Here is a 22,071-nt window from a genome sequence, read left to right as displayed (position 1 = left end):
AATTTAGTTATTTGCCACTCACCAGTCATTCACCGGCCAGCTTGTCGTAGTAGTCAGCAAACTGGCTGGAAACATTTTCAGGAGACCCCTGTATCTGGGTAGGCTCTATTCCCAGCTCTTCAAAAAGGTCGTCCAGCTGACCTGTCAGGTGGTTGCCGGTAACCACTGCATCACTATATTTCAACCCGAGTGTTCGAAGGTCGACCTTGCCGTCTTTCTGGACCTGGTCGATATCAAACGAATCAGATAACCCGATCAGGTCGAGCAGTGACTGGTCAAAAATTCCGTGGTTTTCGGGATGGTGGATGTTATACACGATTTTAGAATCCTTGAAAATATCCAGGTCATTGTATTTTTCCTTCACCAGTAACGGAATCAAACCGGCCGGCCAGTCGTGGCAATGGATAATATCCGGCTTCCAGCCCAACTTCATAACTGTTTCCAGGACCCCTTTATTGTAGAAGACCAGACGTTCGTCATTATCCTCGTAATGTTCATTGGTCTCGGGATTAAGGAACAGCGCCTTCCGTTTAAAATAGGTGTCGTTATCCAGGAAGTAGACCTGAAGCTTGGCATTGGGGATACTGGCAACCTTGATGCGCATATTTTCGACCTTATCACCCACTTCAACCTCAATTCCAGACAGGCGAATTACTTCATGCAGTCGATTTCGGCGATCATTGATAGTACCGTATTTGGGCAGAAGAATGCGGATTTCATATCCCTTGTCCTGCAAAGAAGCCGGCAGGAACCTCAGCAGATCCGCAGTGTTTGTCATTCGGGCGAATGGAGAAATTTCGGCAGCAGCATATAAAACTTTCATAAATTTATGATAGCTAAAAAATTGGGGTGAGTACTATTATTCTTCGTTCTCATTGTTTTCCTTGTCCAGCTCTTTTTCTATGTAGAGCTGATCCATCTCTTCATCGTTTAACGAATAGAAGTCGAACAAGGTATCACTTCGCAGGCCAAGGCGCAGAGTCTCAACAGGGATGACTTCGGAGGGCTGGATATTTCCCAAATTGACATTACTGCCAAATTTTTTAATAAACCAGACCTGCTGTTCTTTTTTGGGAGCCTCAAAGATCAGATTTTCAACAGAAATCTGATCGGCAATTTCGTCGATTAAACCGGATCGTACCTCCCCGTTAGGCCGAAATACACCTACTGTTCCGCTTTCGCGCGCTTCACAAATAATTTTCCACGCGCCGGCATCCAGCTCTCGCTCAATCATCTTTACCCACTTGTAGGGCGGGATAATATCGTTTGGGTTCTTGCTTCCCACTTCCGACAGCACGGTATAATCGCGGCTCAGATCCCGGATAATTTCGAGTTTCCGCTGATCTGAAAGCCAAATTGTGCCGTTGGAGACCTCCAGGTACTCTATGCCGAACCGATCCAGCAGCTGCCGATACCCGTCCAGCTGGTCGCGCAGCATATACGCTTCAAACAGCGTGCCTCCAAAATAAACGGGTATATTGGCATTGGCGTAAACGGAGAGCTTGTCTTCTAAATTTTGTGTTACATAACTGGTGCCCCAGCCCAGCTTTACGATATCCATGTAATTTGAGCTGGATTCACAAAAATCTTCGGCTTGCCTAACACTTAAGCCTTTGTCCAAAACTAGGGTGACCCCTTTCTCGCGCGGTTTGCTTGTTCGTTTCGGAAGATGGTTAAGTTTAAATGCCATATGCCTGTTTGAGATTGAAATTTAAACGGTCTAAGATACTAAAATGAAGCTTTTTAATAAAGTCTACTTCCGGGCGTGCCGGCATCCCGCATATTTTTAACACTGAAACCTTTTATTAGTAATGAATCCCGTGGTAAGATCAAAATCTGATTTCCGCGGCTGTTACTTGTCTTCCGGTTTTAAAACCAACCCGGAGAACGGCGCAACGGGAATGGAATTATTAAAGCGATCGATGATCCCTCCCCGATCATCCCCGCCATAGAAACGGGAGTCGCTGTTTAAAATTACCTTGTAATCTACTCCCTGAAATGGACCCGGCTTGTACTCCCCAATCATATCGTCCGAAAAATTCAGGATAAACAACAGGTGGTTGCTCGGATCCTTCGCTTTCCTGAGGAAGGAGAATACGCCCCCGTGGGTTCTTCCCAGGTCTGTCCACTCAAATCCTTCCTGCCGGTCGTCCTGCTCATGCAGGCTCGCTTCCCGCCGATACAGCGAAAGCAGGTCTTTATACAGTCGCTTTACGCCCCGGTGTGGCTCAAATTCCAGCAGGTGCCAGTCCAGCGACCGGTCCTCCGCCCACTCACTTGTCTGCGCAAATTCTCCTCCCATAAACAGCAGCTTTTTACCGGGATGCCCCATCTGGTATACAAACAGCAGCCGAAGGTTGGGAAATTGCTGTTCATGTTCGCCCGGGCTTTTATATATCAGCGGTTTTTTCATGTGTACGACCTCGTCATGCGAGAGCGGAAGCACAAATTTTTCAGAAAGGGAGTATACCATGGGAAAGGTGATATTGTCGGCATAAACCCGGCGTTTGTCCACCCCCATCTCCATGTATGTGAGCGTATCATTCATCCATCCCATGTTCCACTTGAAGTCGAAGCCAAGTCCGCCGTGTTCTGTCGGATGGGTAACGCCCGGCCATGAGGTGGACTCCTCCGCAAATGTCAGCACGCCCGGATACTCTTTGTGCATCATGGCGTTGAACTGTTTCAGGAACTCAATCGCCTCCAGGTGTTCGTGTCCGCCGTATTTATTGGGGCTCCACTCTCCCTCCTCCTTCGAATAGTCGAGATAGAGCATGGCGGCTACCGCATCTACACGCAGCCCGTCGATATGATACTTGTCGCACCAGAAAAGCGCGTTAGACAGCAAAAAGTTGCGGACCCCCGCCTTGCCATAATCAAAAATATGGGTTCCCCAGTCTTTTTGTTCCCGGCGCTTGGGATCTTCGTATTCATACAGTGGTGAACCGTCATACATCTGCAGCCCCTGCTCGTCGCGGGGGAAGTGGGCCGGCACCCAGTCCAGAATGATGCCGATCCCGTTGTTATGGCACTGCTCCACGAAATACCTGAAGTCATCGGGATCTCCGAACCGGCTTGTAGGGGCAAAATACCCCATCACCTGGTAGCCCCAGGAAGGATCAAACGGGTGCTCGGCCACGGGCATAAGTTCGATATGAGTAAAACCCATTTCACTGACATAAGAAACCAGCTCATCGGCCAGCTCTCGATAGGTCAGGTATTCCTGGTGTTCACCCTTTCGCCGCCAGGATCCCAGGTGCACTTCATAAATCGATATAGGCTGATCGGTCTTCTGGCGCTCTCCTCGTTCTTTCAACCACTGGTCATCACTCCATTCGTAATGGTCGAGATCATACACCAGCGAAGCCACTTTCGGGCGGAGCTCGCTGACATACGCGTAGGGGTCGGCCTTCAAAAACGGGGGGGCGTGCTCGGCGGTCTTGATTTCATATTTATAGATAGCCCACTGATCCACATGAGGAACAAACGTACTCCAGAGCCCCGTATCATCATCCTTGTCCATGATATTGGCGTCTCCATTCCAGCTGTTAAAGTCACCGACCACACTTACCCGGTGGGCGTTGGGGGCCCAAACCGTGAATCGTACTCCTTCCATGCCATCTTCTTTGACCGGATGCGCTCCCAGCAATTCATACGCCCGGTGGTATTTGCCCTCATTCCACAACCATTTTTTCTTGTCGGATAATATTTTGTCCAAAGTCCCGATCCCTTATGTTTTTTATAGTTTCAGTGACAGGCTAAGGAAAATGCGGGAAAGGTGAAAGGAGAAAAATACGGGAGACGGGAGACGGGAGACGGGAGACGGGAGACGGGAGACGGGAGACGAAATATATTTTCCAGTTTACTGCTGTCCAATCGATTTTTGATTTTTTTAGATTTTCCGGCAACTGGCCTTCTCCCTCCGTGATTCTGTATTTATTTTTCCAGCTCAACAAACGCCTCATCAATATTTTCGGGTTTTTGGGTGAACAGGCTAACGAGCCAGGTAGCCAGCAGGCTCAGGAAAAAAGCCGGGATCAACTCGTAGAGGCTGTTTTTCAGCACCGGTATATAATACCAGATTATCGTCACGGCGGTACCGGTAAACAGGCCGGCAAAAACACCGGCCCTGGTGGTACCCCGCCAATACAGCGCCAAAATGGAGGTGGGCCCTATGGAGGCACCCAGCCCGGCCCATGCGAACAGTACCAGCCAGAATACATACTCCTGGGCAAAGATACCGAAGGCCAGCGCAATAACAACAAGAATGCAAACGACCGCCCGGCTGTACAATACCAGCGTTTTCTGGGGAATCTCGTTTCCTTTTTGGATGATCCGATCGTATACATCCCGCACAACCGCAGAAGCTGCAACCAGCAGCTGGGAGTCGGCAGTGGACATGATCGCCGCAAAAATCGAAGCCACCACCACTCCGAAAAGAACGGGATGCAGGTGCTGCTGGGCCAGCGCCGGGTAGAGGTTCTCCTGGTCGGCGGCGGGCAGCATATCCGCTTCCGGGAAATAGATCCTGCCCGCAAGACCGATGAACAGCGCGCCCCAGGCCATCACGACATTCCATATTGTGCCGACAACAGCCGTCCAGCGGAGCTGTTCCACATCATCAATAGCCATATAGCGGGAGAGGATATGCGGATTGCCCGGCGAGCCCAGCCCGATGCCCAGGAATCCCAACACCCCGCCCAGGGTGAGTGCAAACGGGTCGACCAGTGAGGCCTCCAGGCCGGCCAGCTCCGAGAGTACCCGTTGCAGCCCACCTGCATCAAGTATTGCGATGAACGGAAGCACAACCAACGCAAAAATCATAAAGATAGCCTGAAACATATCGGTCAGACTTACGGCCAGGAATCCGCCAAGCACGGTATACAGCAAAATGATGGCTGCAGAAAAGAAGATTCCGGTCGTTTGTTCGATATGAAAGCTCGACGCAAATGCTTTTCCGCCCGCCACAAACTGGGAAGAGACATAGCCCACCATAAAAATAAGGAATACGCTCACCAGCGCTATCCGCAGCGAACCGTTTTTATCATTAAACCGCTCGGCAAAAAAGTCTGGAACGGTAATGCAGTCATAGGTTTCAGAAAAGTTTCGGAGCCTTCGTGCATAATAAAGAAACAGGAAGAGCTCCACCACAATATACCCGATCACCGCCCAGACAGCCGACGCCCCCTGGCTGTAGGCCATGCCGGTGACGCCCAGCAGAAGCCACGCACTGCGACCGGAGACGACGGCGGAGAGTGCGATAACAAACCGGTTCATCTTTCGACCTCCAATAAAAAACTCGCTGATCCCCTCCGAAGAAAAGCGGGATGAGTAGAGACCGATCCCCACGAGCAACAGCAGGTACCCGACAAAAGCACCCACTGCGTACTCATTGGCAGCTATGGATATGATCTGGCTTTCTTCCACGGCAGTCAGCTGGTCTTGGCGTTATGCACGAGCCAAAAGCTAAATATGATAATAGCTGCCGGCACTGCAAACATCATAATGTAGAAGCTAAGCATCGACTCAGAAGTTTTTAACAGACCTCATATTTTAGCTTATGCAAAATTGATCCGGGATGAGGGAATCAGGCAAAAACGAGTAAACGGACTGTCATTGACAAAACAACCAGCTGCCCGCAACTCAAGACCCACGACCCACAACTCACGAGTCATGACCCATGACCCACAACTCGTAATCCATCATGGGAATATGCCCATCTGTTCATACATGATCCCGACTTTTTCTATGGCACTCAAAAAAGCCGCCGTACGCAAGTCTATGTCGTGTCGCTTGCGGAGCTCATTAATTTCGATATAGGCGTTGACCATCGTCTCTTCCAGGCCAGAATCAACGAGCTCGTATTCACCGGCCCCGTGTGCCAGTGCCTTCATCTCGTCTTCGGTAAACGACCTGTCGGAAATATTTTCAACCACTTTTAATATTTTGCGATAGCTGGTTTCCTCCGCTCTTTTTTCGAGCCGGCCAAATCGCACATGCGAGAGATTCTTCAGCCACTCGAAATAGGAGACCGTAACCCCGCCGGCGTTAAGGTAATTGTCGGGAATGACAAGGGCCCCGCGCTTCTTTAATATTTCATGGGCCTCGGAGGTCGTGGGCCCGTTGGCCGCCTCGGCAACAATTTTGGCCTTGATATTGGGGGCATTCTGCTCGTTAATCTGATTCTCGAGCGCGGCGGGTATCAGGATATCGCACTCAGCCTCCAGGACGGCCTTGTTGTTTCCCAGCTCCCTGGCATTGCCAAACCCGATGAGGGTGTCGTTTTTTTTCCGGTATTCCACCAGTGCCTCCAGGTCGATACCGCCAGGATCGTATATTGAACCCTCAATTTCTGCCACTCCCACCAGTTTGGCGCCCGCCTCTGTCATATATTTCGCCGAGTGATAGCCAACGTTGCCCAATCCCTGAACAACAAAGGTTTTTCCTTCGATACCTTTGGAGAGCCCCAGCTCATTCATGTCTTCCTTGTTTTCGCACGCTTCCCGAACTCCAAAAAACACCCCTCGTCCGGTCGCTTCCGTGCGCCCGCGAATTCCTCCCTGGGGAATCGGTTTACCAGTAACGCAACCCTCGCTGTTGATATCATTGGAAAGCTGGCGGTAGGTGTCCAAAATCCAGCCCATTTCCCGGGCCCCGGTGCCGTAATCGGGGGCCGGCACATCCGAACCTGGACCTATGAAATTCTTTTTTATCAGCTCAAAGGTATACCGGCGGGTAATACGTTCGATTTCGGCATCCGAGTAGTTGTTTTTATCGATCTTTATCCCCCCTTTGGCCCCTCCAAACGGCACGTCAACAACAGCGCATTTGTACGTCATCAGTGCAGCCAGCGCCATGGTTTCATCTTCATTAACCGTAGTACTAAACCGAATTCCCCCTTTGGTCGGCAGTTTGTGATGGCTGTGCTCCACCCTCCAGCCCTGGATAACCTCGATATCACCGTTATCCCTTCTCAGCGGAAACGTCACGTGATATACGGTATTACAGATCTTTATCTGATTCAGTAATCCATTTTCAAAGCGTGAAAATTCTGCCGCCTTGTCAAACGCCTTGTTTACCTGGTCAAAAAATTTATAGTTGGACATAGTCAATTTTTTTTGGAATTAAATTAATTCACAGTTCGTCGGCCTGGGTCCCGCAGCCAGATATATTCCGGATAACAAACCACGGGTATAGCGCATTCAGGATTTAAATTCTGCCGAATGAATTTTCTTCCAGCTTTCCGGTTTTCCTGTCGTCTCAATAAGCAATAGGTTGTGGACAGGAAACCGGGTATGAAATTCTCGTCCCATCACATTGAGAATACGCTCCTTTTCCCTGCGCGTAAGATTACCATACAACAAACTCAGATGGGGCATAAACTCCTCTTCCGGATGCACATCAAATAAACGCTCGGCATTTCTCCTGGCCTTAACCAGCTCTTCGCTTTTCTCCGCATGCACAAACAGGGATTGATAGAAGCTGTCTGTATATCCCGCACGGGTTAGCAGTATCTCAAAAGGATGCAGCGAAGAAGCCAGTGTATCGGTCAGTTGTGTGAGTGCAGTCTCCCCGGCCGCAAGTCCGCCCAGCAGTGTTACATGCGGCTCAAAAACCGGGGTATCGTGTTGGGCACTTAGCTTTTTAATCCGCTCATGCAGGCTGTAAGCGATATCCCCAAATGGACGAAGCCACAAGGAATACGTCTGCTTTTGACTCATATGGTCATATGTTTTTATTCAGCAACATTCATTCATCCGCTTCGCAAGCTACATTAGTTTATTCAATCATTCAACGGCAGTGACGCAGGCAGGTAATCAGCGGAACCGAGATGCCGCCTTCCTTAAACCCACCATTCCTGACAGATCCCGGCCAGCAAATTCCTCACTCTTAAGATCCGGCTGCGCAGAGCCCCACGGCATCACCTGTGCGCCAGACTGTTCATTCAGGATGTAAAATTCTGCACGCTGCGACCGGTATAATTCAGTTTTAAAAGACATGCAATTCTGAGGAAAGCGTTTCTTTTGCACGATAACAGTCCTGAAAATGCTTATTAAACGACATTATGAATGGAAAATGAAATAAATATTGGACGGAAGGCAAAATAAGGGAAAGAGCAGGCGGTAATTTGAGGAAATAAAAAAGGCCCCGACATTACATCGAGGCCCTTTTCGTTATCATCCCATCACAATCCCTACACATAAATTAAAAATTTTATGGAAAAGTCCTAATATTTTTTTCACCAATGCAAAAAAAGGAAAAAATATCAGGGCCCAACTCTTCTGAACCTGAAAAAACCAACCATCCATGCCATTTCAAGGGGTTTTGGACGACAGGAGCGTGCAAGAGATTGCATGGCGGTTAACGCTTGTTGGTGATTTTCATTCCTGTTTCGTGCGCCGAACCCACGCTGAATACATTCGCCAAAAACAGGATCGTCATGCATCCCAAAAATCCAAACAGGAGGCTTCCGGGCATTCCAAGCTGCAGGGCTATCAACCCCACGATCAAGCTGCCAACAGCTCCACTGGCCAGGTTGGGACCCAGTCCAAATCCCTTTTCCCCGATGACCAGGTGGGTAATCCACCCTACAACAATTCCCAGCGCGATCAGCCAAAAAATAGTTTCTCCACTTACTTGTTCCATAAAACGATATAACCTCCGTGAATTTTTGTTTAGCGGTTGTTTCCTTAAATATAGGGAAGATGCTTAACATTCGAAGCAGAACTCGTACATTTCAGGTAAAATAATATCCCGGTCTGGCATGTCGGATCCCGATAACATCAGAAAAATCATCCATATCGACATGGATGCATTCTACGCATCCGTGGAGCAGCGTGACTTCCCTGAATACCGGGGGAAACCGGTGATTGTCGGCGGTTCGCCCGAGGGACGCGGCGTGGTGGCCGCTGCCAGTTACGAGGTGCGAAAATATGGAGTCCATTCCGCAATGCCGGCCGCCAAAGCCGCACGGCTCTGTCCCCATGCCATCTTTGTCAAACCCCGATTTGAGGTATACCGGAAAATATCGGGAGAGATCCGGGAGATTTTCTACCAGTTCACCGACCTGGTGGAGCCCCTTTCGCTGGATGAAGCATTTTTGGATGTCACGGAGAACCACCATGATATCCCCTCCGCCACCCTTATCGCCCAAAAAATTCGCAAACTTATTAAACAGCAGGTACAGCTCAACGCCTCGGCGGGCGTATCCTACAACAAGTTTTTGGCTAAAATTGCCTCCGACCTCAACAAACCGAACGGGCTGGCCCTGATTACGCCGGAAGCGGCCCCGGATTTCCTTGAACAACTGGACATCGGTGAATTCTACGGGATAGGGGAGGCCACCGAAAAAAAGATGCACGCTCTCGGCATCACCAATGGAGCGGACCTGAAGCAGTGGTCGGAGATCGACCTGGTGGAGCATTTCGGCAAGACGGGCCGGTTTTACTATCGGATTGTCCGCGGCATCGACAACCGGGAGGTGAAACCGGATCGAATCAGAAAGTCGATCGGCAAGGAGCGCACGTTTTCTGAAGATGTAGACGATATCGAATGGATTAGCAATTTTTTTAGTGAGCTGGCCCAAAAAATCTCCACCAGCATGAAAAGTAAAAATGCGGCAGGCAAAACCATCACCATTAAAGTGCGATATGCCGACTTTGAAACCATTACCCGAAGCGTCTCTTTTGACCACTATATCGATGATGCGGATGAGATCGCCAGGGCGGCTACCATCCTGCTGGAACAGACCCAGGCGGGCCAGCGAAAAGTCCGGCTGCTGGGAATCACCCTATCCAATCTCAATCTAAATGAAGAGGGGATTCACAAACAGCTGGAACTGCCGTTTGGCAACAACCGGGAGAACTGATCGTCGGGAAACTTCAACTTCGGTACTTGCTGCATAAACCGGGGGGCGAGAGACGAGCGACTTTTGCCGTATTTTCCTTTTTTCTGTAGGCCGATGTGTTTACCTTAACCGGCATTAACTGGCACTAATCGATCATCCCCGAACTGATATCTGCAATGAGTTTTTCCCTTTCTGATTTTGACTATGAGCTCCCCAAGGAGCTGATCGCCCAAGAGCCGGTCCATCCCCGCGATCACGCACGACTACTCGTTTATGACCGCTCTCGAAAAACGATCACCGACGATCACTTCTATAATATACTTGACTACCTCCCTGAAAACACGACGCTGGTGGCCAACAACAGCAAGGTTGAAAAATGCAGGCTCCTGTTTGAAGATGGCCGCAGGGAAATTTTTATCCTCGAAACCATCAACCCGACGACGGTTCGCGCTTTGGTCCGGCCCGGGAAAAAATTTGGGGAGGGGAAGACCGTTGAGCTTACCGGGCAGATAACGGCAACCGTACTTTCTGTAGATGAAGAGGGCATCCGTACGCTTCAGCTCACCCCGAGCCTGCACGACCCGATTTACAACACCTATAAATATACTCCCTTTCCCCCGTACATCGAGCAGGATGAGTCGCTTTCCGGAGAATACCAGACGGTTTACGCCCGGGACCCCGGAAGCAAGGCGGCCCCAACAGCGGGACTCCATTTCACGGATAGCCTGATTGATAAAATTGAAACTTCAACTATTGATTGGGCCGAAGTCACGTTGCATGTGGGACTGGGGACATTCGCCCCCGTAAAAACGGAAGATATCGACGAACACAATATGCACAGCGAGTGGTATGAGATCGACCGGGAAACGGCCGACAAGCTGAACAGCGCCTCACATATCACCGCAATCGGCACAACAAGCATGCGCGTGCTGGAATCCAACGCCGACAGGGCGGGACAGTTCAAACCGGAAACCAGGGAAACAGATATATTTATTCGCCCGGGCTACCAATTTAAGGCCGCTGATGCATTAATAACCAACTTTCACCTGCCCAAGAGCACCCTGCTGATGCTGATTGCAGCCTTTATGGGATTTGAGGAGATGCACCGCGTATACCGGCACGCAATCGAAAACGAATACCGGTTTTACTCCTTTGGTGACGCCATGCTTATCTTATAACCTATCGGCAACGAAGGGACGGTTATAAGCGCGATCATCGTATATGGCCTGTCCCTGACACAACATCCCTTCCAAAAGTCTCCATTATGTTCAATCCCGGTACAAAGTACATCAACAAAAGATAACGTTATCCACATGATAAAATAACTTCACTTGTATATTAGTTATATATTACATGGATATTTAAAGATAATGTTGCCCCGTATAGGTATTGCTCCCTATATTAATAACAGTTGATTCAAAAAGCACGGTGAGCAATCGGGCTTTTTCATTGCCTGCCTTTGAAAACCCTCCCTGTTTAAATTCTACTCCTTTCGTACAGCATGCGCTATAAAGTTTTTTTCATCCTTCAGCAGCTACAAAATAAAAAAGCCTGCACCCCGGCGGGATACAGGCTGTAATAATTAAAGGGTTTTGAACTTTAACCCAGGTTATAGTCAGGCTTCCGGCTTGTCCTGTTGTTGAGCTTGTTGCATCTTTTCCTGCAAATCGGCCTGGTCAACCATTTGGATCTGGTTGCTCAGCTCTGTCTTCAGCTCTTCCACATCATCGTCGGCCAGCAGCTCGTCGATATCATCAATGCCAACTTTTTGAATAAGATTATAAATCATGCGGTTGAACAGCATCTGATGGGCCATTGAACTCAGCTGTACAAGCTGCTGCTGCGGAACCTGGGCGCCCGACAACTTGACCTTGTTCAAGATCGGCTCCAGTAACTTTTCAACCTTTTTGGAGACCTGCTTTTCCAGCTCCTGGGCATTTTCATTTTGCTTACTCGTTACTTCATTTCCTGACGGATCTACAAGTTTCATTATGTTCTGTGTTCATTCTTGTTCTGATTTCTGCATTTATAACACGAACTAACAGGATATCAATCCTTTGGCAGAGCTTCAAATAAACGGCAAATATAGCAGGCCCTTCTGGAAACATCTCTACTCCCCCACCGGGTTCCTTAAATGCTGGAATGAAGACCTCCAGGGACTCGTTCCCTGGTTTAACATTGAACAATAATCCTGAATCCATCTGCATGAGTATCGAAACAGAAAAATATACTGTCGCATCAGATACGCACTATCCCGTTCATCCGCTAATACAGCAGCGGTGGAGTCCCCGCTCTTTTTCCGGTGAAGCGGTGGATCCCGACCTCCTGCGCCAGCTCTTTGATGCGGCACGGTGGGCGCCCTCCTCATACAATGAACAGCCGTGGCGTTTCATCGTTGCAACCCGGGATCACCCGGAAGAATATGAGCAGCTTTTAGATATACTTAATCCCGGAAACCGCCGGTGGGCACAAGAAGCCCCGGTTCTGATTCTTACGGTGGTCAAGACCATATTTTCAGGAAGCGGATCTCCAAACCGTTCCGCCAGGCATGATCTCGGCCAGGCCGTTGCCTATCTGACATTGGAGGCTATGAACCACGATATCTACCTGCATCAGATGGCGGGAATCGACCTCGGCGCCGCCCGCGATGTATTCAACATTCCCGAGGGATATGAGCCTTTTACGGGCATCGCCCTGGGTTACCTCGGGGAGGCCGAGCCTTCCTCGGGGCGAAGTCGCAAAAAGCTGGATGAGATCGCCTTTCGGGGCGACTGGAATAGTCGTAAAGACCTCGCGTAACAAAATCCGTGGGTCAAAGGAGAAATCTGATTCCGGCGGCAGCACTGGGTGCCAGGCCGAGGGAGCACCGCCAAGCCGTCTTCTCCGCCTATTCCTCAAAAATGAGGGCATCGGGCTCTGCCCCGAGCTCTTCCAGGTAATCCATCATGGCCATATTAAACGGCATGGGACCGCAAATATAGAATGGCTGGTCAAAATCGTCGATCTGGTTTTCTAAAAATGCCTTGTCAATGAACCCGTCGAGATAGATATAATCGCTGGTCGGCTCATCGGTAATCACGTTGATGAAGTTATCACCCAGGATCTGTTCGAACTCCTCTTTAAGGATAATATCCTTTTCGGTTTTGTTGGAGAAAATAAGTTTGTTTCCCTCAATTTCCCCGTTTTCATAACGATCCCGCAAAATGGCGATAAACGGGGTAACTCCGGCGCCACCCGCCAGGAAAACGCCCGGACCTTTGTACTGAATGGTACCCCAGGGATCACCGATAATAAACTGATCCCCGGCCTGCAGTCGATCGATCTGTTTGGTCACCCCGTCGTGATCATCATAAATTTTGATGGTAAACTCCAGTTCGGGCTCCTCATTCAGGGAGGTAAAAGTAAATGGACGTTTTTCGTCTGCCCATCCCTCCTTATTGACCGAAAGTTCTGTGGCCTGGCCCGGTTCAAACTCGTAGCCTTCCGGTTTTTCTGTTTTAAATCGCTTTACATCATGCGTAACCTGTTCAATACCTGTTATATCAACTGTGTATGACATCGTATGTTGAGATAAAATTCAGATTCCAGTTCTACAGTCCCTGACAAGAGGGGAATATTCCGATTATTTCAAATATTCTTCAAAAAATGATATGGTTTTATTCCATGCGTCCTCGGCGGCTTCCTCCATATAACGATTGCCTGAAGGGTTTGCAAAAGCGTGCCCGGCCCCATCATAAATATGAATAGAATTGGAGATCCCCGCTTCATTGAGTGCGGTTTCAAACTTCCTGACCTCCTCCGGGGGAATCCCGCTGTCTTCGGATCCGAAAATTCCAAGTATTGGCATCTCCAGCTTTTGGAGCTGTCCCGGGTCGGTTACCAGCCGCCCATAATAAATGACAGTGGCATCAATATTCTGCGGGAGAGCCAGGGCCGTTTGCAGCGACCAACCACCCCCAAAGCACCAGCCGATGGTCCCGACGCGAGGCACACGATGCTCCTCTCTCAGGTAACGATAGGCCTGTTCCAGGTTTGAGACGGCCCGCTCTGGGTGTTCTCCTGCTTTCCGGGCAAGCTCACCGGCCCGGTCAGCAGATTCAGCCGACTCCCCATTGTATAGATCCACCGCCAGCGCACGGTATCCCTGCTCGGCGAGCCGGCGGGTCATCATGCGGATATTGTCATTGAGTCCCCACCACTCGTGGATAACTATTATCCCGGGAATATCATCAGCCGCATTCCCGGGGTAGGCCAGATATCCGGTAACCGGCTCCCCGTCAACCGTAGCATACGTAACAGTCTCGGTGGTAACTTCCTGTATTGGAGAGTAGTCAGCCGCCGCATTGGCAACCGGTTCATCATCATTATGCTCAAGCTGCATCCGATCGATCAGATCTTTATCCTCTTCTGAACAACCTATAACCAACAATATTCCTGTCATTATCATTATAACCGAAATAATCCCTGTACTCTTCATGATGTAACTCCCATTTTGTATTTTCCATTTACCTGAAGGGTTTAGCTATTGGTACAACTCAATTTGACGGCAAACCGTTTATACCGGGTACGAATTTTGCCGGGATGAGTACAACAAAAAACAACCTGCGAACTTTATTTACGCTTCATCCGGTGTCACCACAACATGTTGTATTTTAGCTTATTTAAACCGTAAAATTAATAAATGAAGAAAAGATAATTATTCCTTACTTTTGTCTTTCTCAGAATTGGAGCTGGTTGTTATATTTAGCTTCAATACACCTGCGCCCGTAGCTCAACTGGATAGAGCGTTTGGCTTCGGAACAAACAGGCGGGGGTAAAAGGATTTCAGTTTTTAGTCGATTTTTTGACTACATGACGAGCAAGAAATTTTGTAGTTTTGTTCTTTTAATTAGTTCTTTAGCATTGGTTTTCAAAATGCTGAAAACCCGTAAGCGCCCGTAGCTCAACTGGATAGAGCGTCAGACTTCGGATCTGAAAGTTGAGGGTTCGAATCCTTCCGGGCGCACTTTTAGAAAAACCCCGTCATTTTTGGCGGGGTTTTTTTGTTGTATTTCCCACCTCTCAAAATGAAAATTTTTCATTTTTCATACATATTTTACTGGACTGATGTTACATATGATGTTACATTACTCTCCAACCTAAACCACTTATCTAATATCATATGGCCAGTCTAAGAAAGCGTAGCAACTACTACTCTATCGTTTTCGCCACGCGGGTTGATGGGAAACTCATTCAAAGAGCTTATGCACTTGGTACAAAGCACAAAAAGATAGCTGAACAAAAAAGGATTCAATACGAAAAACTATATGAAGCTGATGAGATTAATCCCTTTGACGACGATTGGAATCTTTTAGAATACGAAAAGCAACAGGAGCTTAAGGGTACATCTGTTGTTAGTCCAATCTTGAATGAACTCCAAAAGAAATTTCTAAGGGAAAAAACCAATGTAACAGCACCAACCAAAAGGCATTATAAATATCTCCTTAAGATGTTTATGGAGCATGTGGGATATACAATGCCCGTCACGAGAATTGATGCTGATGATATTCGTGCCTTTTGCCTCCGAGATGACTTGGCCAACGCCTCAAAAAAGAATTACCTAAAGCATCTAAAGACTTTCTTTAATTGGCTGGTTGAAGAAGAATATCTGGAGTCCAATCCCTGCGATAAAATTGCCCTGCCAAGAGTTCGAGATAACCTTGTCGATAAAATTATTGAAGAGGATGATCTTGACTTAATTTTCAAAAAGTTTCGGCAGTATCAATTAAAACACAAAAAAGCGGGTTCCATACAATCGGCTGATCAGATGCAGCTCTGGTTTAAACCGCTGATTACACTCGCCTTTTATACCGGAATGAGACGTAAGGAAATCATTCAATTGCGCTGGGAGCATATAAACTTGAATGAGGGCTATCTCAGAGTTACTGATACTAAAAACGGCTCTGAACGTACTATTCCAATTTTTGAAACCTTATACTGGCGTTTAATTGCCTGGAAAAAACTTATGGGCAATCCTCAAAAAGGATTAGTTTTCCCGAGTCCGAAATCAACTCCGGATCGGGAAATTGCAATGACAGGGAATAATGTCTCTAAACGTTTTAAGTTTTACGCAACAGAGGAAGCTAAATTGAAAGACACTGTAAACTTTCATGGCCTCAGGCATTCGTGTGCAACATACTTGCTACGTATCGGCTTTAACGTGATCGAAGTTAAAAATATGCTGGGACACAAAAGCCTTGAAGTTACCAACCGCTATGTACACTTAGTTGCCAAAGACTTAATGCGAACAGCCAACCGAAACGGTAAAATGAATTACTTAAATGAGGCATAAGATTTCAGCTACAAGATTTGATTCTTTATCAAATAGAGACGTACTACTAAAGCTGACTGCAAATCGTTTTTCAAAACTATCTAGTAATCTAAATTTCGAATCGGATGAAGATCGAGCCTTAGCAACCAATATTACGGCTATTGAATATCTTAAGGAAACCAGTCAATACCGAAGACAACTTCAAATTTGTCTCAAAAATTTTGCTGGCAGAACGTCTGAAACCTTTCGTCCGGAATTTGTTTCAGCTGTAAGAAAACTTTACCAGGAGCATTTAATAAATCTTGGGCATAGCATAATTGAATTTTCAGAGCAAAAAGTTAACCGGAAGAAAACTTTGGATTTAGATTTCAGAGGTTCCGAAATTTCCAACCCACACTTCTCCGGTATTCTGGAGAATCTTTTTAATGAGTATGGTGAAGGTGTTCTTAGCCTAGACCATGCTCCATGGAGTTGTAGAATTGCCCGCATCTATAATTGCTCTAAGGATACAATGAACCGGTTAGAAGGCAAACTTCGAACGATTGGACAATTCGGATGCCTCGATGACGCAATTTCATTTTTAGAGGTCCGCATAGGCTTGCACGGTAAATATACCTTTAAGCTGTTGGTGGATAATTTGGACGAACTAATCAATGACTTCCTTATTGACAGTTCCAATGGACATATCAATAAAGTGAAAGCCCAAAAACCAGTCGATGAGCTTGTAAAAGAAGCAGCTGGGAAATACGAAATTCTAAATGCCCCAACCTATCTTGTTAATCCAGAAGCTTACAAGTCAATTCTCAAGCACCGGATTAAATCCACCCTTAAAAAGTTTGCTAAAAACCAGTTGAAATCTGTATAAACAAACCTATCCTTCTGTTAATTAGAGCCTGTTTTTTCGGGAACAATTACAGATTTTGATTTTCAGTACTTAATTCTCCTGTTGATTTTCAAAATCTGATTTTTCCTGGAAGTGTATTTTATTTGGGATTGCCTTTTCTTTAGCGCCATAAAATTTTTGCAACCCCAAAGATATCATTTATGAATTCTCAAGACCCCAAAGAAAATATCATGGCCACTATAGCGATTCTTGATTCCAAGTTAGATGCCATTCTCAACAAGCTTAATGTTGAACCTGATAAATCAAAGTTCATGACAGCTAAAGATGTTGAAGCTCTAATAGGATTACATCACCGTACCGTGCTTAATAGAAGTAACTTGCCTCCTGAACATAAAGACTTTGTCCCATTTCACCGATTGGGGACACGCCGAAAATATTTTGAGCGCAAAGTCATTGAGAAAATATTTTTGCCAAAAGTGTAACAAATCATCATCAAATTACTCTTGTATCTATTTATTTTTGTAACTAAAAAATAAGTCAAGTAGGAGTGCCCTATGCTAAATACCAGTCAACTTACTCTACAGGTACCCAATTCAAAAAAGATCAATAAAAAAAAGGAAGTGCTAAATCTTATCGAACAGCTTTCTTCAGTAGTTCAAGAAGTGCGCTCTGAACATCCGGATCAAGCCGCAGGTGCGGTTGCTCGGATAGCTGATCTTCAATGTCACCTACGAGCCTTTTAATCTCTTTCATGCGGTTATCAAGCAACTGCTTTTCTTTCAGCTCTTCGCTAATATCGGCCATTTCATTAACGGTAAATGGCGCGCCCTCTCCCGTTAATAGCCAATTAAGATTTATCCCTGATTGTGCAAACCGTATTAGCGTGGAGCTGTTTACTTCCGTCTTCCCTCCATTTTTTATCTCTGAAATCACAGACCGATTTACGCCCGTCTCCCGCTGCATTTCAGACACATTTCCATCGTAATACTTCTCAAGCAGATACCGGACATTATCTTGTAAAGTTTCGCCAGATTTTTTCTCCAAAATTCCTCTTTTCCTATCCTATTAGTTTTATTGTGATTGGAATAAATATCCTTCCTAAATATTTTTCGATCACATCATTTTTTGTTGTTTCGTTACTATCGCATCACTACTTTATCCCTGTAGGTATCGGTAACGTTTAACTGTAACCATCCGATTATACTACTTACCCATAAATTTTAAAAGACAGAATTACGCTTGTGAACGGACCAATAACAAAATATGAAATTAATCGAACCCGCCTGTCGCTAATTAAACAGGAAATTTTCCGGCAGTTCGACTCTTACAATGAGTTCAGGGAAGAAATGTTTCCCGACATCAAATTAAACACCTTTCGCCAATGGTTTAAAAAACCCTATTACATTTCTGACCAGCGCCTTTGTCATATGGAAAACACCCTGGGAATAACTCCTGCCCAAGTCAGAGCAAGACTGACAGAAGAATTCAACCTACCTAGCCAGCTACTGCAGGTAGCCAAGGGAATAAAATTTGAATTTATCGAACCTCAACTCACCTGACAGGCCCACTCATGGCAACCATTAAAACACGCTATACCCTAGGGGATACCATCCAGTTCATAGACAGCGATGACAAGCCACGCAGGGAAATCGTCCGCATGATCGAAACACAGATCGTAGAAGGTTACGACCTCTGGGTGATTTACGGATATGGTGACAACCTTTACAAGCTCAACCATGTGAGCGAACACAAAATTCTAATATCTCAACGACAAATAAATGAGCAGCAGCAACACCCGGGAAGAGTCCCTAACACTAGTATCTCCAAACAACCGGCAACAACCCGATGACTACGGGCCAGCAGTATCCAATTCTCAAAATGAACCGTTCGAATATGTCGACAGCTCCGATCCCCTGGATTTTGGCTGGTATCGCAATGAAACCGATGGCACCAGTCGCCGGATCGGCACCTTCGATATCGAAATACACTCCAAGATCATCCGCTACAACCCCGAAACGCTGAAATGGGATTCGACGCTCTATGAATGCCAGGTAAGCTGGCTGACACCGGAAACCCGAACTCTAACCCAAAGCGAACTCTTTGTGCTGGAGCCGGAAGATCTGCTGTCGAAGAAGGCCTTCCAGATTCAGATCTTTAAGCATTCCTATCAATCGGCTCGCTTTAAGTCGGATGATGAGATCCTCTTTTTTATGAGCTTCCTATGCAACCGATGGCAGCCGCAGACCGTGTATGAGTTCAATTACTATGGATTCATAGAGCACCATGGCTACACCTTTTACCTGACCCGCAATGCCTTAATTAATATTCCGGATGATCACCTTCGGGAGCCTCAATACATGATAGCGCCTGATAGTGACTCTGGCCTATTCCCCATGGTAGCTGCCGACACTACCTTTTACGTGAAACCCGGCCGCATTGAACCCGCCCCACTATTAGATCTTCCTAAGCCCACAGATGGCTTTTACAGCGATGAGGAACATCATCTGTTTACTGGGAAAGAGCTCCAGTACTTTATCGATACTGTGCGAGACAAATTTGGAGAGCTTATCGCCGGACAACAGCCCGAGAAAAAAGCGGAAGGGTATTTCATCTTCTCCTATATGCTTTCCTTTCTGTTTTTTGACGAGATCTACGATGTGTTTAAACATGTCGTGTTTCTATACCTATTTGGTGAACCATCAACCGGTAAGGGACAACTATCTCAAATCATGCTCAATTTCTTTGGTCAATCCTTTACGGACGTAGATTCCAATCCTACGCTCAAGTCCGCCGAAAACAAGTTGGCGAACCACAGTAAAATACCGGTCATTATGGATGAGTTTGTACCCGGGAAAGGCAAGATCACGCCACAAGTATTTAACATGTGGTACGAATTGCGGCAACGTGGGGTAAGCGCCTCTCACGATCGGACCAAAAACGCCTGGAGCCCCGTGCGTTCCCAGCTCATGTTTATCTCCAACTACAAACCGACCGAGGACCACTTCCGATCGCGGTGTATTATGATTGAATATGCCAAAGATAAACGTGGTTCGGTGGATAACCTTTGGTGGTTTGATAACCACAAAAAAGAGATGCAGCGACTTTTCCTGTCGCTACTCTACAAGTTTAATGACTTTAATCGGGAGCTGTTCAAAAGTGAGCTACTCTGGACCAAGCGCCTGCTTACCGAAGCTGTCGAGGAAGAACTAGGCCGACGAAGTGACCAGGAAGGCGTTCGTTTCCAAATTAAAGACCGTCAAATCGAAAATATGGCGGCCCTTATTACCGTAGATCTATTTGTCTGTCGGCCTGGTGATGTCCAATTCGCGGAACTGGTTGAACAGTCAGCTCAAGAACGAGTCAAAGTAAGCGAAGAGGACTTACAGGAGATGCAGAGCCTGCTACGGGATTCGCGCGTATCCACCGAGATATTCCGCTATGGTGTGGAATTTTTAGCTAATTCCGCAGAGCGTGAAGTACACCAAACCCCACTTCAGCAGTTCCTGGCCAGCATTGAGATCATGAATGATAACGGGGAGCTGCCGAAACGATACTACGGCTGGAATACGAAGGATGGACTGGTAATGTACTGGAGCGGCATTTGGGACGCCTACACCAACTACAACAAAGGCCGGGAGTATATCAGCCAGGATATTATCCGGGAAGAAATAGAAGCCTTAGACCAACACGGGAAAGCCAAAACGAATTATTACAGTTACGAAGATCCGGTAAAGGGTACCGTCAAAGAAAGCCGACATGGTTACCATATTCCCCGCAAACATCTAACGCCAACCTGGCTACGCGCCTTTGGCAAGCGGGAGGAGGCGAACATTATGTTGCAAGAGCAAGGCCGCCAACCGGCCACCGAATACCAGACAAGCACCGGTGATAGCTCGCCACCATTTTAGGCGAAAATAGGAGAAATCTATGATTTTCTAAGAATTTGAAAACACCGTCTTATTTTCTTAGAAGTTCCATTTCTCTCCCAAACAACACCCTATAAGTATAATAATAATAGTTAGTTAGTAAATAATAATATATCTAAGAAAACCACTAAGAAACGACTAAGAAGTCTAAGATCGGTCTAAGATATCTAAGATGAATCTTTGCCAATTTCTTAGACACTTAACCTATAGTTTTTACTGCACTTAACCTTGGCCTCTAAGAAAATAAGAAAGACTATGTCTAATTTTGAAAATCCTGAAAATACCACCAACCCGATGGAAAACATGCCCTCCAACAATGAAGATTTCATGACGATTGGCGAAGCGATCAGCTACATGTGTGAAAAGCTGGGACGCATCTCCCGGACCACCTTTTACCGGTGCGGCTATCGCAAAATGATAACCGTGCGTAGTTACGGGCGGAATAAAAGTACTGGGCGTGAAGCCGTTAAGCTATGCCGCAAATCAGAAGTAGATTATATCATTCAGACCATTCAGGAGAATCCCCATGCGGAAAACCTATAACCGCGTAGATGAAATGCCTTTTACCCGACAAAAGGTGGTAAAATCATCTATATCTGTTGAACATCTTTCAGCAAAAATAGATGAAATCAACCGCCAGTATCATGATTACAACAGACTCCATCTAATTGTAGATGAAACGAGGCAACTCATTCAGGTGAATTATATAAATGATGATGGTTTTGATGCCCCATTGACCGGTTGGCTCAATATGGAACAAGTTGGGACGTACCTCCAAAACTACCAGCGGATGTTCTGCCTGGATCCCTACCGTATAGATCGTTTTTTCCATTTGGATAAAGCTACGGCCATTGTACCTATTAGTTGGCTCCGCCCGACAAGAAAACGCCCAAAAGGTGTTGCTAATGCTTTTTTCTATATGCGACAGGCTTATCAGGGAATAATACCCCGGCGAAAACCTATTTCTATTAGACCAAATAAAGAAGAAAAAGGTCTTTGTGATATTGTGGATGGGAATTCAACCTATTTTGTAGCAAAGCAGATTGGGATGAAGTCTTTACCCATTGAAATTGTGAACTAAATCCGTATGACACAAGGGTGTCATTGGAATTTGTTATATAAGTTCCAATGAGGATTTAAATAA

The 22,071-nt window shown here is 46.7% G+C and carries 22 protein-coding genes and 1 tRNA gene; 11 read left to right on the top strand and 12 right to left on the bottom strand.

The annotated features are described in order from the left end of the window. Positions 1-25: 25 nt before the first annotated feature. The 7 genes from ACG2F4_RS06960 to ACG2F4_RS06930 form a co-directional block, all read right to left on the bottom strand. Positions 26-823 carry a glycogen/starch synthase gene (locus tag ACG2F4_RS06960; protein WP_395259498.1) on the bottom strand — a complete coding sequence of 266 codons (798 nt, stop codon included), beginning with the start codon at positions 821-823 and terminating at the stop codon, positions 26-28. Positions 824-859: 36 nt separating this feature from the next. Further along, complete coding sequence (locus ACG2F4_RS06955) at positions 860-1,690, bottom strand: phosphosulfolactate synthase (RefSeq protein ID WP_395259497.1); 831 nt, start codon at positions 1,688-1,690, stop codon at positions 860-862. Positions 1,691-1,852: 162 nt separating this feature from the next. After that, positions 1,853-3,718 carry a 1,4-alpha-glucan branching protein GlgB gene (glgB, locus tag ACG2F4_RS06950; RefSeq protein WP_395259496.1) on the bottom strand — a complete coding sequence of 622 codons (1,866 nt, stop codon included), beginning with the start codon at positions 3,716-3,718 and terminating at the stop codon, positions 1,853-1,855. 218 nt (positions 3,719-3,936) lie between these two features. Continuing rightward, a complete protein-coding gene (locus ACG2F4_RS06945) occupies positions 3,937-5,427 on the bottom strand; it encodes a sodium/proline symporter (protein ID WP_395259495.1) in 1,491 nt (496 codons plus the stop codon). A gap of 275 nt (positions 5,428-5,702) precedes the next feature. After that, entirely contained in the window at positions 5,703-7,106 is a 1,404-nt protein-coding gene (locus ACG2F4_RS06940) for a Glu/Leu/Phe/Val dehydrogenase (RefSeq protein WP_395259494.1), read from the bottom strand. 96 nt (positions 7,107-7,202) lie between these two features. Then, on the bottom strand, positions 7,203-7,721 hold the full coding sequence (locus ACG2F4_RS06935; RefSeq protein WP_395259493.1) for a 2'-5' RNA ligase family protein: 519 nt from the start codon (positions 7,719-7,721) through the stop codon (positions 7,203-7,205). 640 nt (positions 7,722-8,361) lie between these two features. Further along, on the bottom strand, positions 8,362-8,646 hold the full coding sequence (locus ACG2F4_RS06930) for a hypothetical protein (RefSeq protein ID WP_395259492.1): 285 nt from the start codon (positions 8,644-8,646) through the stop codon (positions 8,362-8,364). A 118-nt stretch (positions 8,647-8,764) separates the two neighbouring features. On the opposite strand from ACG2F4_RS06930, the gene dinB reads away from it, so the two are divergent. After that, the gene (gene dinB / locus ACG2F4_RS06925) at positions 8,765-9,868 is read left to right on the top strand and encodes a DNA polymerase IV (RefSeq protein WP_395259491.1); all 1,104 of its coding nucleotides are present in this window, start codon (positions 8,765-8,767) and stop codon (positions 9,866-9,868) included. A 155-nt stretch (positions 9,869-10,023) separates the two neighbouring features. Next, positions 10,024-11,025, top strand: a complete 1,002-nt coding sequence (gene queA, locus ACG2F4_RS06920; RefSeq protein WP_395259490.1) for a tRNA preQ1(34) S-adenosylmethionine ribosyltransferase-isomerase QueA — start codon at positions 10,024-10,026, stop codon at positions 11,023-11,025. Positions 11,026-11,462: 437 nt separating this feature from the next. On the opposite strand, the gene ACG2F4_RS06915 is transcribed toward queA, so the two are convergent. After that, on the bottom strand, positions 11,463-11,837 hold the full coding sequence (locus ACG2F4_RS06915; protein WP_395259489.1) for a hypothetical protein: 375 nt from the start codon (positions 11,835-11,837) through the stop codon (positions 11,463-11,465). A gap of 215 nt (positions 11,838-12,052) precedes the next feature. Here ACG2F4_RS06915 and ACG2F4_RS06910 point away from each other — a divergent pair, with 215 nt between their 5' ends. Then, entirely contained in the window at positions 12,053-12,646 is a 594-nt protein-coding gene (locus ACG2F4_RS06910; protein WP_395259488.1) for a nitroreductase family protein, read from the top strand. An 88-nt stretch (positions 12,647-12,734) separates the two neighbouring features. Here ACG2F4_RS06910 and ACG2F4_RS06905 read toward each other — a convergent pair whose 3' ends face one another. Both ACG2F4_RS06905 and ACG2F4_RS06900 read right to left on the bottom strand, forming a co-directional pair. Then, complete coding sequence (locus ACG2F4_RS06905) at positions 12,735-13,406, bottom strand: FAD-binding oxidoreductase (protein ID WP_395259487.1); 672 nt, start codon at positions 13,404-13,406, stop codon at positions 12,735-12,737. A gap of 63 nt (positions 13,407-13,469) precedes the next feature. After that, positions 13,470-14,324, bottom strand: a complete 855-nt coding sequence (locus ACG2F4_RS06900) for a dienelactone hydrolase family protein (protein WP_395259486.1) — start codon at positions 14,322-14,324, stop codon at positions 13,470-13,472. A gap of 454 nt (positions 14,325-14,778) precedes the next feature. On the opposite strand from ACG2F4_RS06900, the gene ACG2F4_RS06895 reads away from it, so the two are divergent. The 4 genes from ACG2F4_RS06895 (at position 14,779) to ACG2F4_RS06880 (ending at position 17,483) form a co-directional block, all read left to right on the top strand. Continuing rightward, positions 14,779-14,852: transfer RNA gene (locus ACG2F4_RS06895), tRNA-Arg, on the top strand. A 156-nt stretch (positions 14,853-15,008) separates the two neighbouring features. Then, positions 15,009-16,178 (top strand): tyrosine-type recombinase/integrase, encoded by a 1,170-nt coding sequence (locus ACG2F4_RS06890; RefSeq protein ID WP_395259485.1) that lies wholly within the window; start codon positions 15,009-15,011, stop codon positions 16,176-16,178. Beyond that, complete coding sequence (locus ACG2F4_RS06885; RefSeq protein WP_395259484.1) at positions 16,168-17,022, top strand: hypothetical protein; 855 nt, start codon at positions 16,168-16,170, stop codon at positions 17,020-17,022. Before ACG2F4_RS06890 ends, ACG2F4_RS06885 begins: the two co-directional genes overlap by 11 nt. A 179-nt stretch (positions 17,023-17,201) precedes the next feature. Continuing rightward, positions 17,202-17,483 carry a hypothetical protein gene (locus ACG2F4_RS06880; protein WP_395259483.1) on the top strand — a complete coding sequence of 94 codons (282 nt, stop codon included), beginning with the start codon at positions 17,202-17,204 and terminating at the stop codon, positions 17,481-17,483. Positions 17,484-17,631: 148 nt separating this feature from the next. Here ACG2F4_RS06880 and ACG2F4_RS06875 read toward each other — a convergent pair whose 3' ends face one another. Then, on the bottom strand, positions 17,632-18,045 hold the full coding sequence (locus ACG2F4_RS06875; RefSeq protein WP_395259482.1) for a hypothetical protein: 414 nt from the start codon (positions 18,043-18,045) through the stop codon (positions 17,632-17,634). A 197-nt stretch (positions 18,046-18,242) separates the two neighbouring features. Here ACG2F4_RS06875 and ACG2F4_RS06870 point away from each other — a divergent pair, with 197 nt between their 5' ends. Then, positions 18,243-18,560, top strand: a complete 318-nt coding sequence (locus ACG2F4_RS06870) for a hypothetical protein (RefSeq protein WP_395259481.1) — start codon at positions 18,243-18,245, stop codon at positions 18,558-18,560. Positions 18,561-18,598: 38 nt separating this feature from the next. Here ACG2F4_RS06870 and ACG2F4_RS06865 read toward each other — a convergent pair whose 3' ends face one another. Next, complete coding sequence (locus ACG2F4_RS06865; RefSeq protein WP_395259480.1) at positions 18,599-18,739, bottom strand: hypothetical protein; 141 nt, start codon at positions 18,737-18,739, stop codon at positions 18,599-18,601. 40 nt (positions 18,740-18,779) lie between these two features. Here ACG2F4_RS06865 and ACG2F4_RS06860 point away from each other — a divergent pair, with 40 nt between their 5' ends. From ACG2F4_RS06860 to ACG2F4_RS06850, 3 genes are all read left to right on the top strand, one after another. Beyond that, a complete protein-coding gene (locus tag ACG2F4_RS06860; RefSeq protein WP_395259479.1) occupies positions 18,780-20,909 on the top strand; it encodes a hypothetical protein in 2,130 nt (709 codons plus the stop codon). 273 nt (positions 20,910-21,182) lie between these two features. After that, the gene (locus ACG2F4_RS06855) at positions 21,183-21,470 is read left to right on the top strand and encodes a hypothetical protein (protein WP_395259478.1); all 288 of its coding nucleotides are present in this window, start codon (positions 21,183-21,185) and stop codon (positions 21,468-21,470) included. Continuing rightward, positions 21,454-22,008, top strand: coding sequence for a hypothetical protein (locus ACG2F4_RS06850; RefSeq protein WP_395259477.1), 555 nt, complete (start codon positions 21,454-21,456; stop codon positions 22,006-22,008). The genes ACG2F4_RS06855 and ACG2F4_RS06850 overlap by 17 nt, the downstream gene beginning before the upstream one ends. Positions 22,009-22,071 lie beyond the last annotated feature (63 nt).

Source organism: Halalkalibaculum sp. DA3122 (genome assembly GCF_043951865.1).
Taxonomy (GTDB): Bacteria; Bacteroidota; Rhodothermia; order Balneolales; family Balneolaceae; genus JAMQKA01.
The sequence above is the reverse complement of the archived record's forward strand: the minus strand, read 5'-3'. Positions and strand labels throughout refer to the sequence as shown.

What these genes read in the sequence shown, in the direction of transcription:
- ACG2F4_RS06855 (WP_395259478.1), top strand. Translation starts at nt 21,183, where the DNA reads ATGTCTAATTTTGAAAATCCTGAAAATACCACCAACCCGATGGAAAAC.
- ACG2F4_RS06885 (WP_395259484.1), top strand. Translation starts at nt 16,168, where the DNA reads ATGAGGCATAAGATTTCAGCTACAAGATTTGATTCTTTATCAAATAGA.
- ACG2F4_RS06865 (WP_395259480.1), bottom strand. Translation starts at nt 18,739, where the DNA reads ATGGTTGAGCTTGTAAAGGTTGTCACCATATCCGTAAATCACCCAGAG.
- ACG2F4_RS06930 (WP_395259492.1), bottom strand. Translation starts at nt 8,646, where the DNA reads ATGGAACAAGTAAGTGGAGAAACTATTTTTTGGCTGATCGCGCTGGGA.
- ACG2F4_RS06890 (WP_395259485.1), top strand. Translation starts at nt 15,009, where the DNA reads ATGGCCAGTCTAAGAAAGCGTAGCAACTACTACTCTATCGTTTTCGCC.
- ACG2F4_RS06960 (WP_395259498.1), bottom strand. Translation starts at nt 823, where the DNA reads ATGAAAGTTTTATATGCTGCTGCCGAAATTTCTCCATTCGCCCGAATG.
- ACG2F4_RS06955 (WP_395259497.1), bottom strand. Translation starts at nt 1,690, where the DNA reads ATGGCATTTAAACTTAACCATCTTCCGAAACGAACAAGCAAACCGCGC.
- ACG2F4_RS06900 (WP_395259486.1), bottom strand. Translation starts at nt 14,324, where the DNA reads ATGAAGAGTACAGGGATTATTTCGGTTATAATGATAATGACAGGAATA.
- dinB (WP_395259491.1), top strand. Translation starts at nt 8,765, where the DNA reads ATGTCGGATCCCGATAACATCAGAAAAATCATCCATATCGACATGGAT.
- ACG2F4_RS06850 (WP_395259477.1), top strand. Translation starts at nt 21,454, where the DNA reads ATGCGGAAAACCTATAACCGCGTAGATGAAATGCCTTTTACCCGACAA.
- ACG2F4_RS06905 (WP_395259487.1), bottom strand. Translation starts at nt 13,406, where the DNA reads ATGTCATACACAGTTGATATAACAGGTATTGAACAGGTTACGCATGAT.
- ACG2F4_RS06940 (WP_395259494.1), bottom strand. Translation starts at nt 7,106, where the DNA reads ATGTCCAACTATAAATTTTTTGACCAGGTAAACAAGGCGTTTGACAAG.
- ACG2F4_RS06935 (WP_395259493.1), bottom strand. Translation starts at nt 7,721, where the DNA reads ATGAGTCAAAAGCAGACGTATTCCTTGTGGCTTCGTCCATTTGGGGAT.
- queA (WP_395259490.1), top strand. Translation starts at nt 10,024, where the DNA reads ATGAGTTTTTCCCTTTCTGATTTTGACTATGAGCTCCCCAAGGAGCTG.
- ACG2F4_RS06910 (WP_395259488.1), top strand. Translation starts at nt 12,053, where the DNA reads ATGAGTATCGAAACAGAAAAATATACTGTCGCATCAGATACGCACTAT.
- ACG2F4_RS06915 (WP_395259489.1), bottom strand. Translation starts at nt 11,837, where the DNA reads ATGAAACTTGTAGATCCGTCAGGAAATGAAGTAACGAGTAAGCAAAAT.
- ACG2F4_RS06880 (WP_395259483.1), top strand. Translation starts at nt 17,202, where the DNA reads ATGAATTCTCAAGACCCCAAAGAAAATATCATGGCCACTATAGCGATT.
- ACG2F4_RS06860 (WP_395259479.1), top strand. Translation starts at nt 18,780, where the DNA reads ATGAGCAGCAGCAACACCCGGGAAGAGTCCCTAACACTAGTATCTCCA.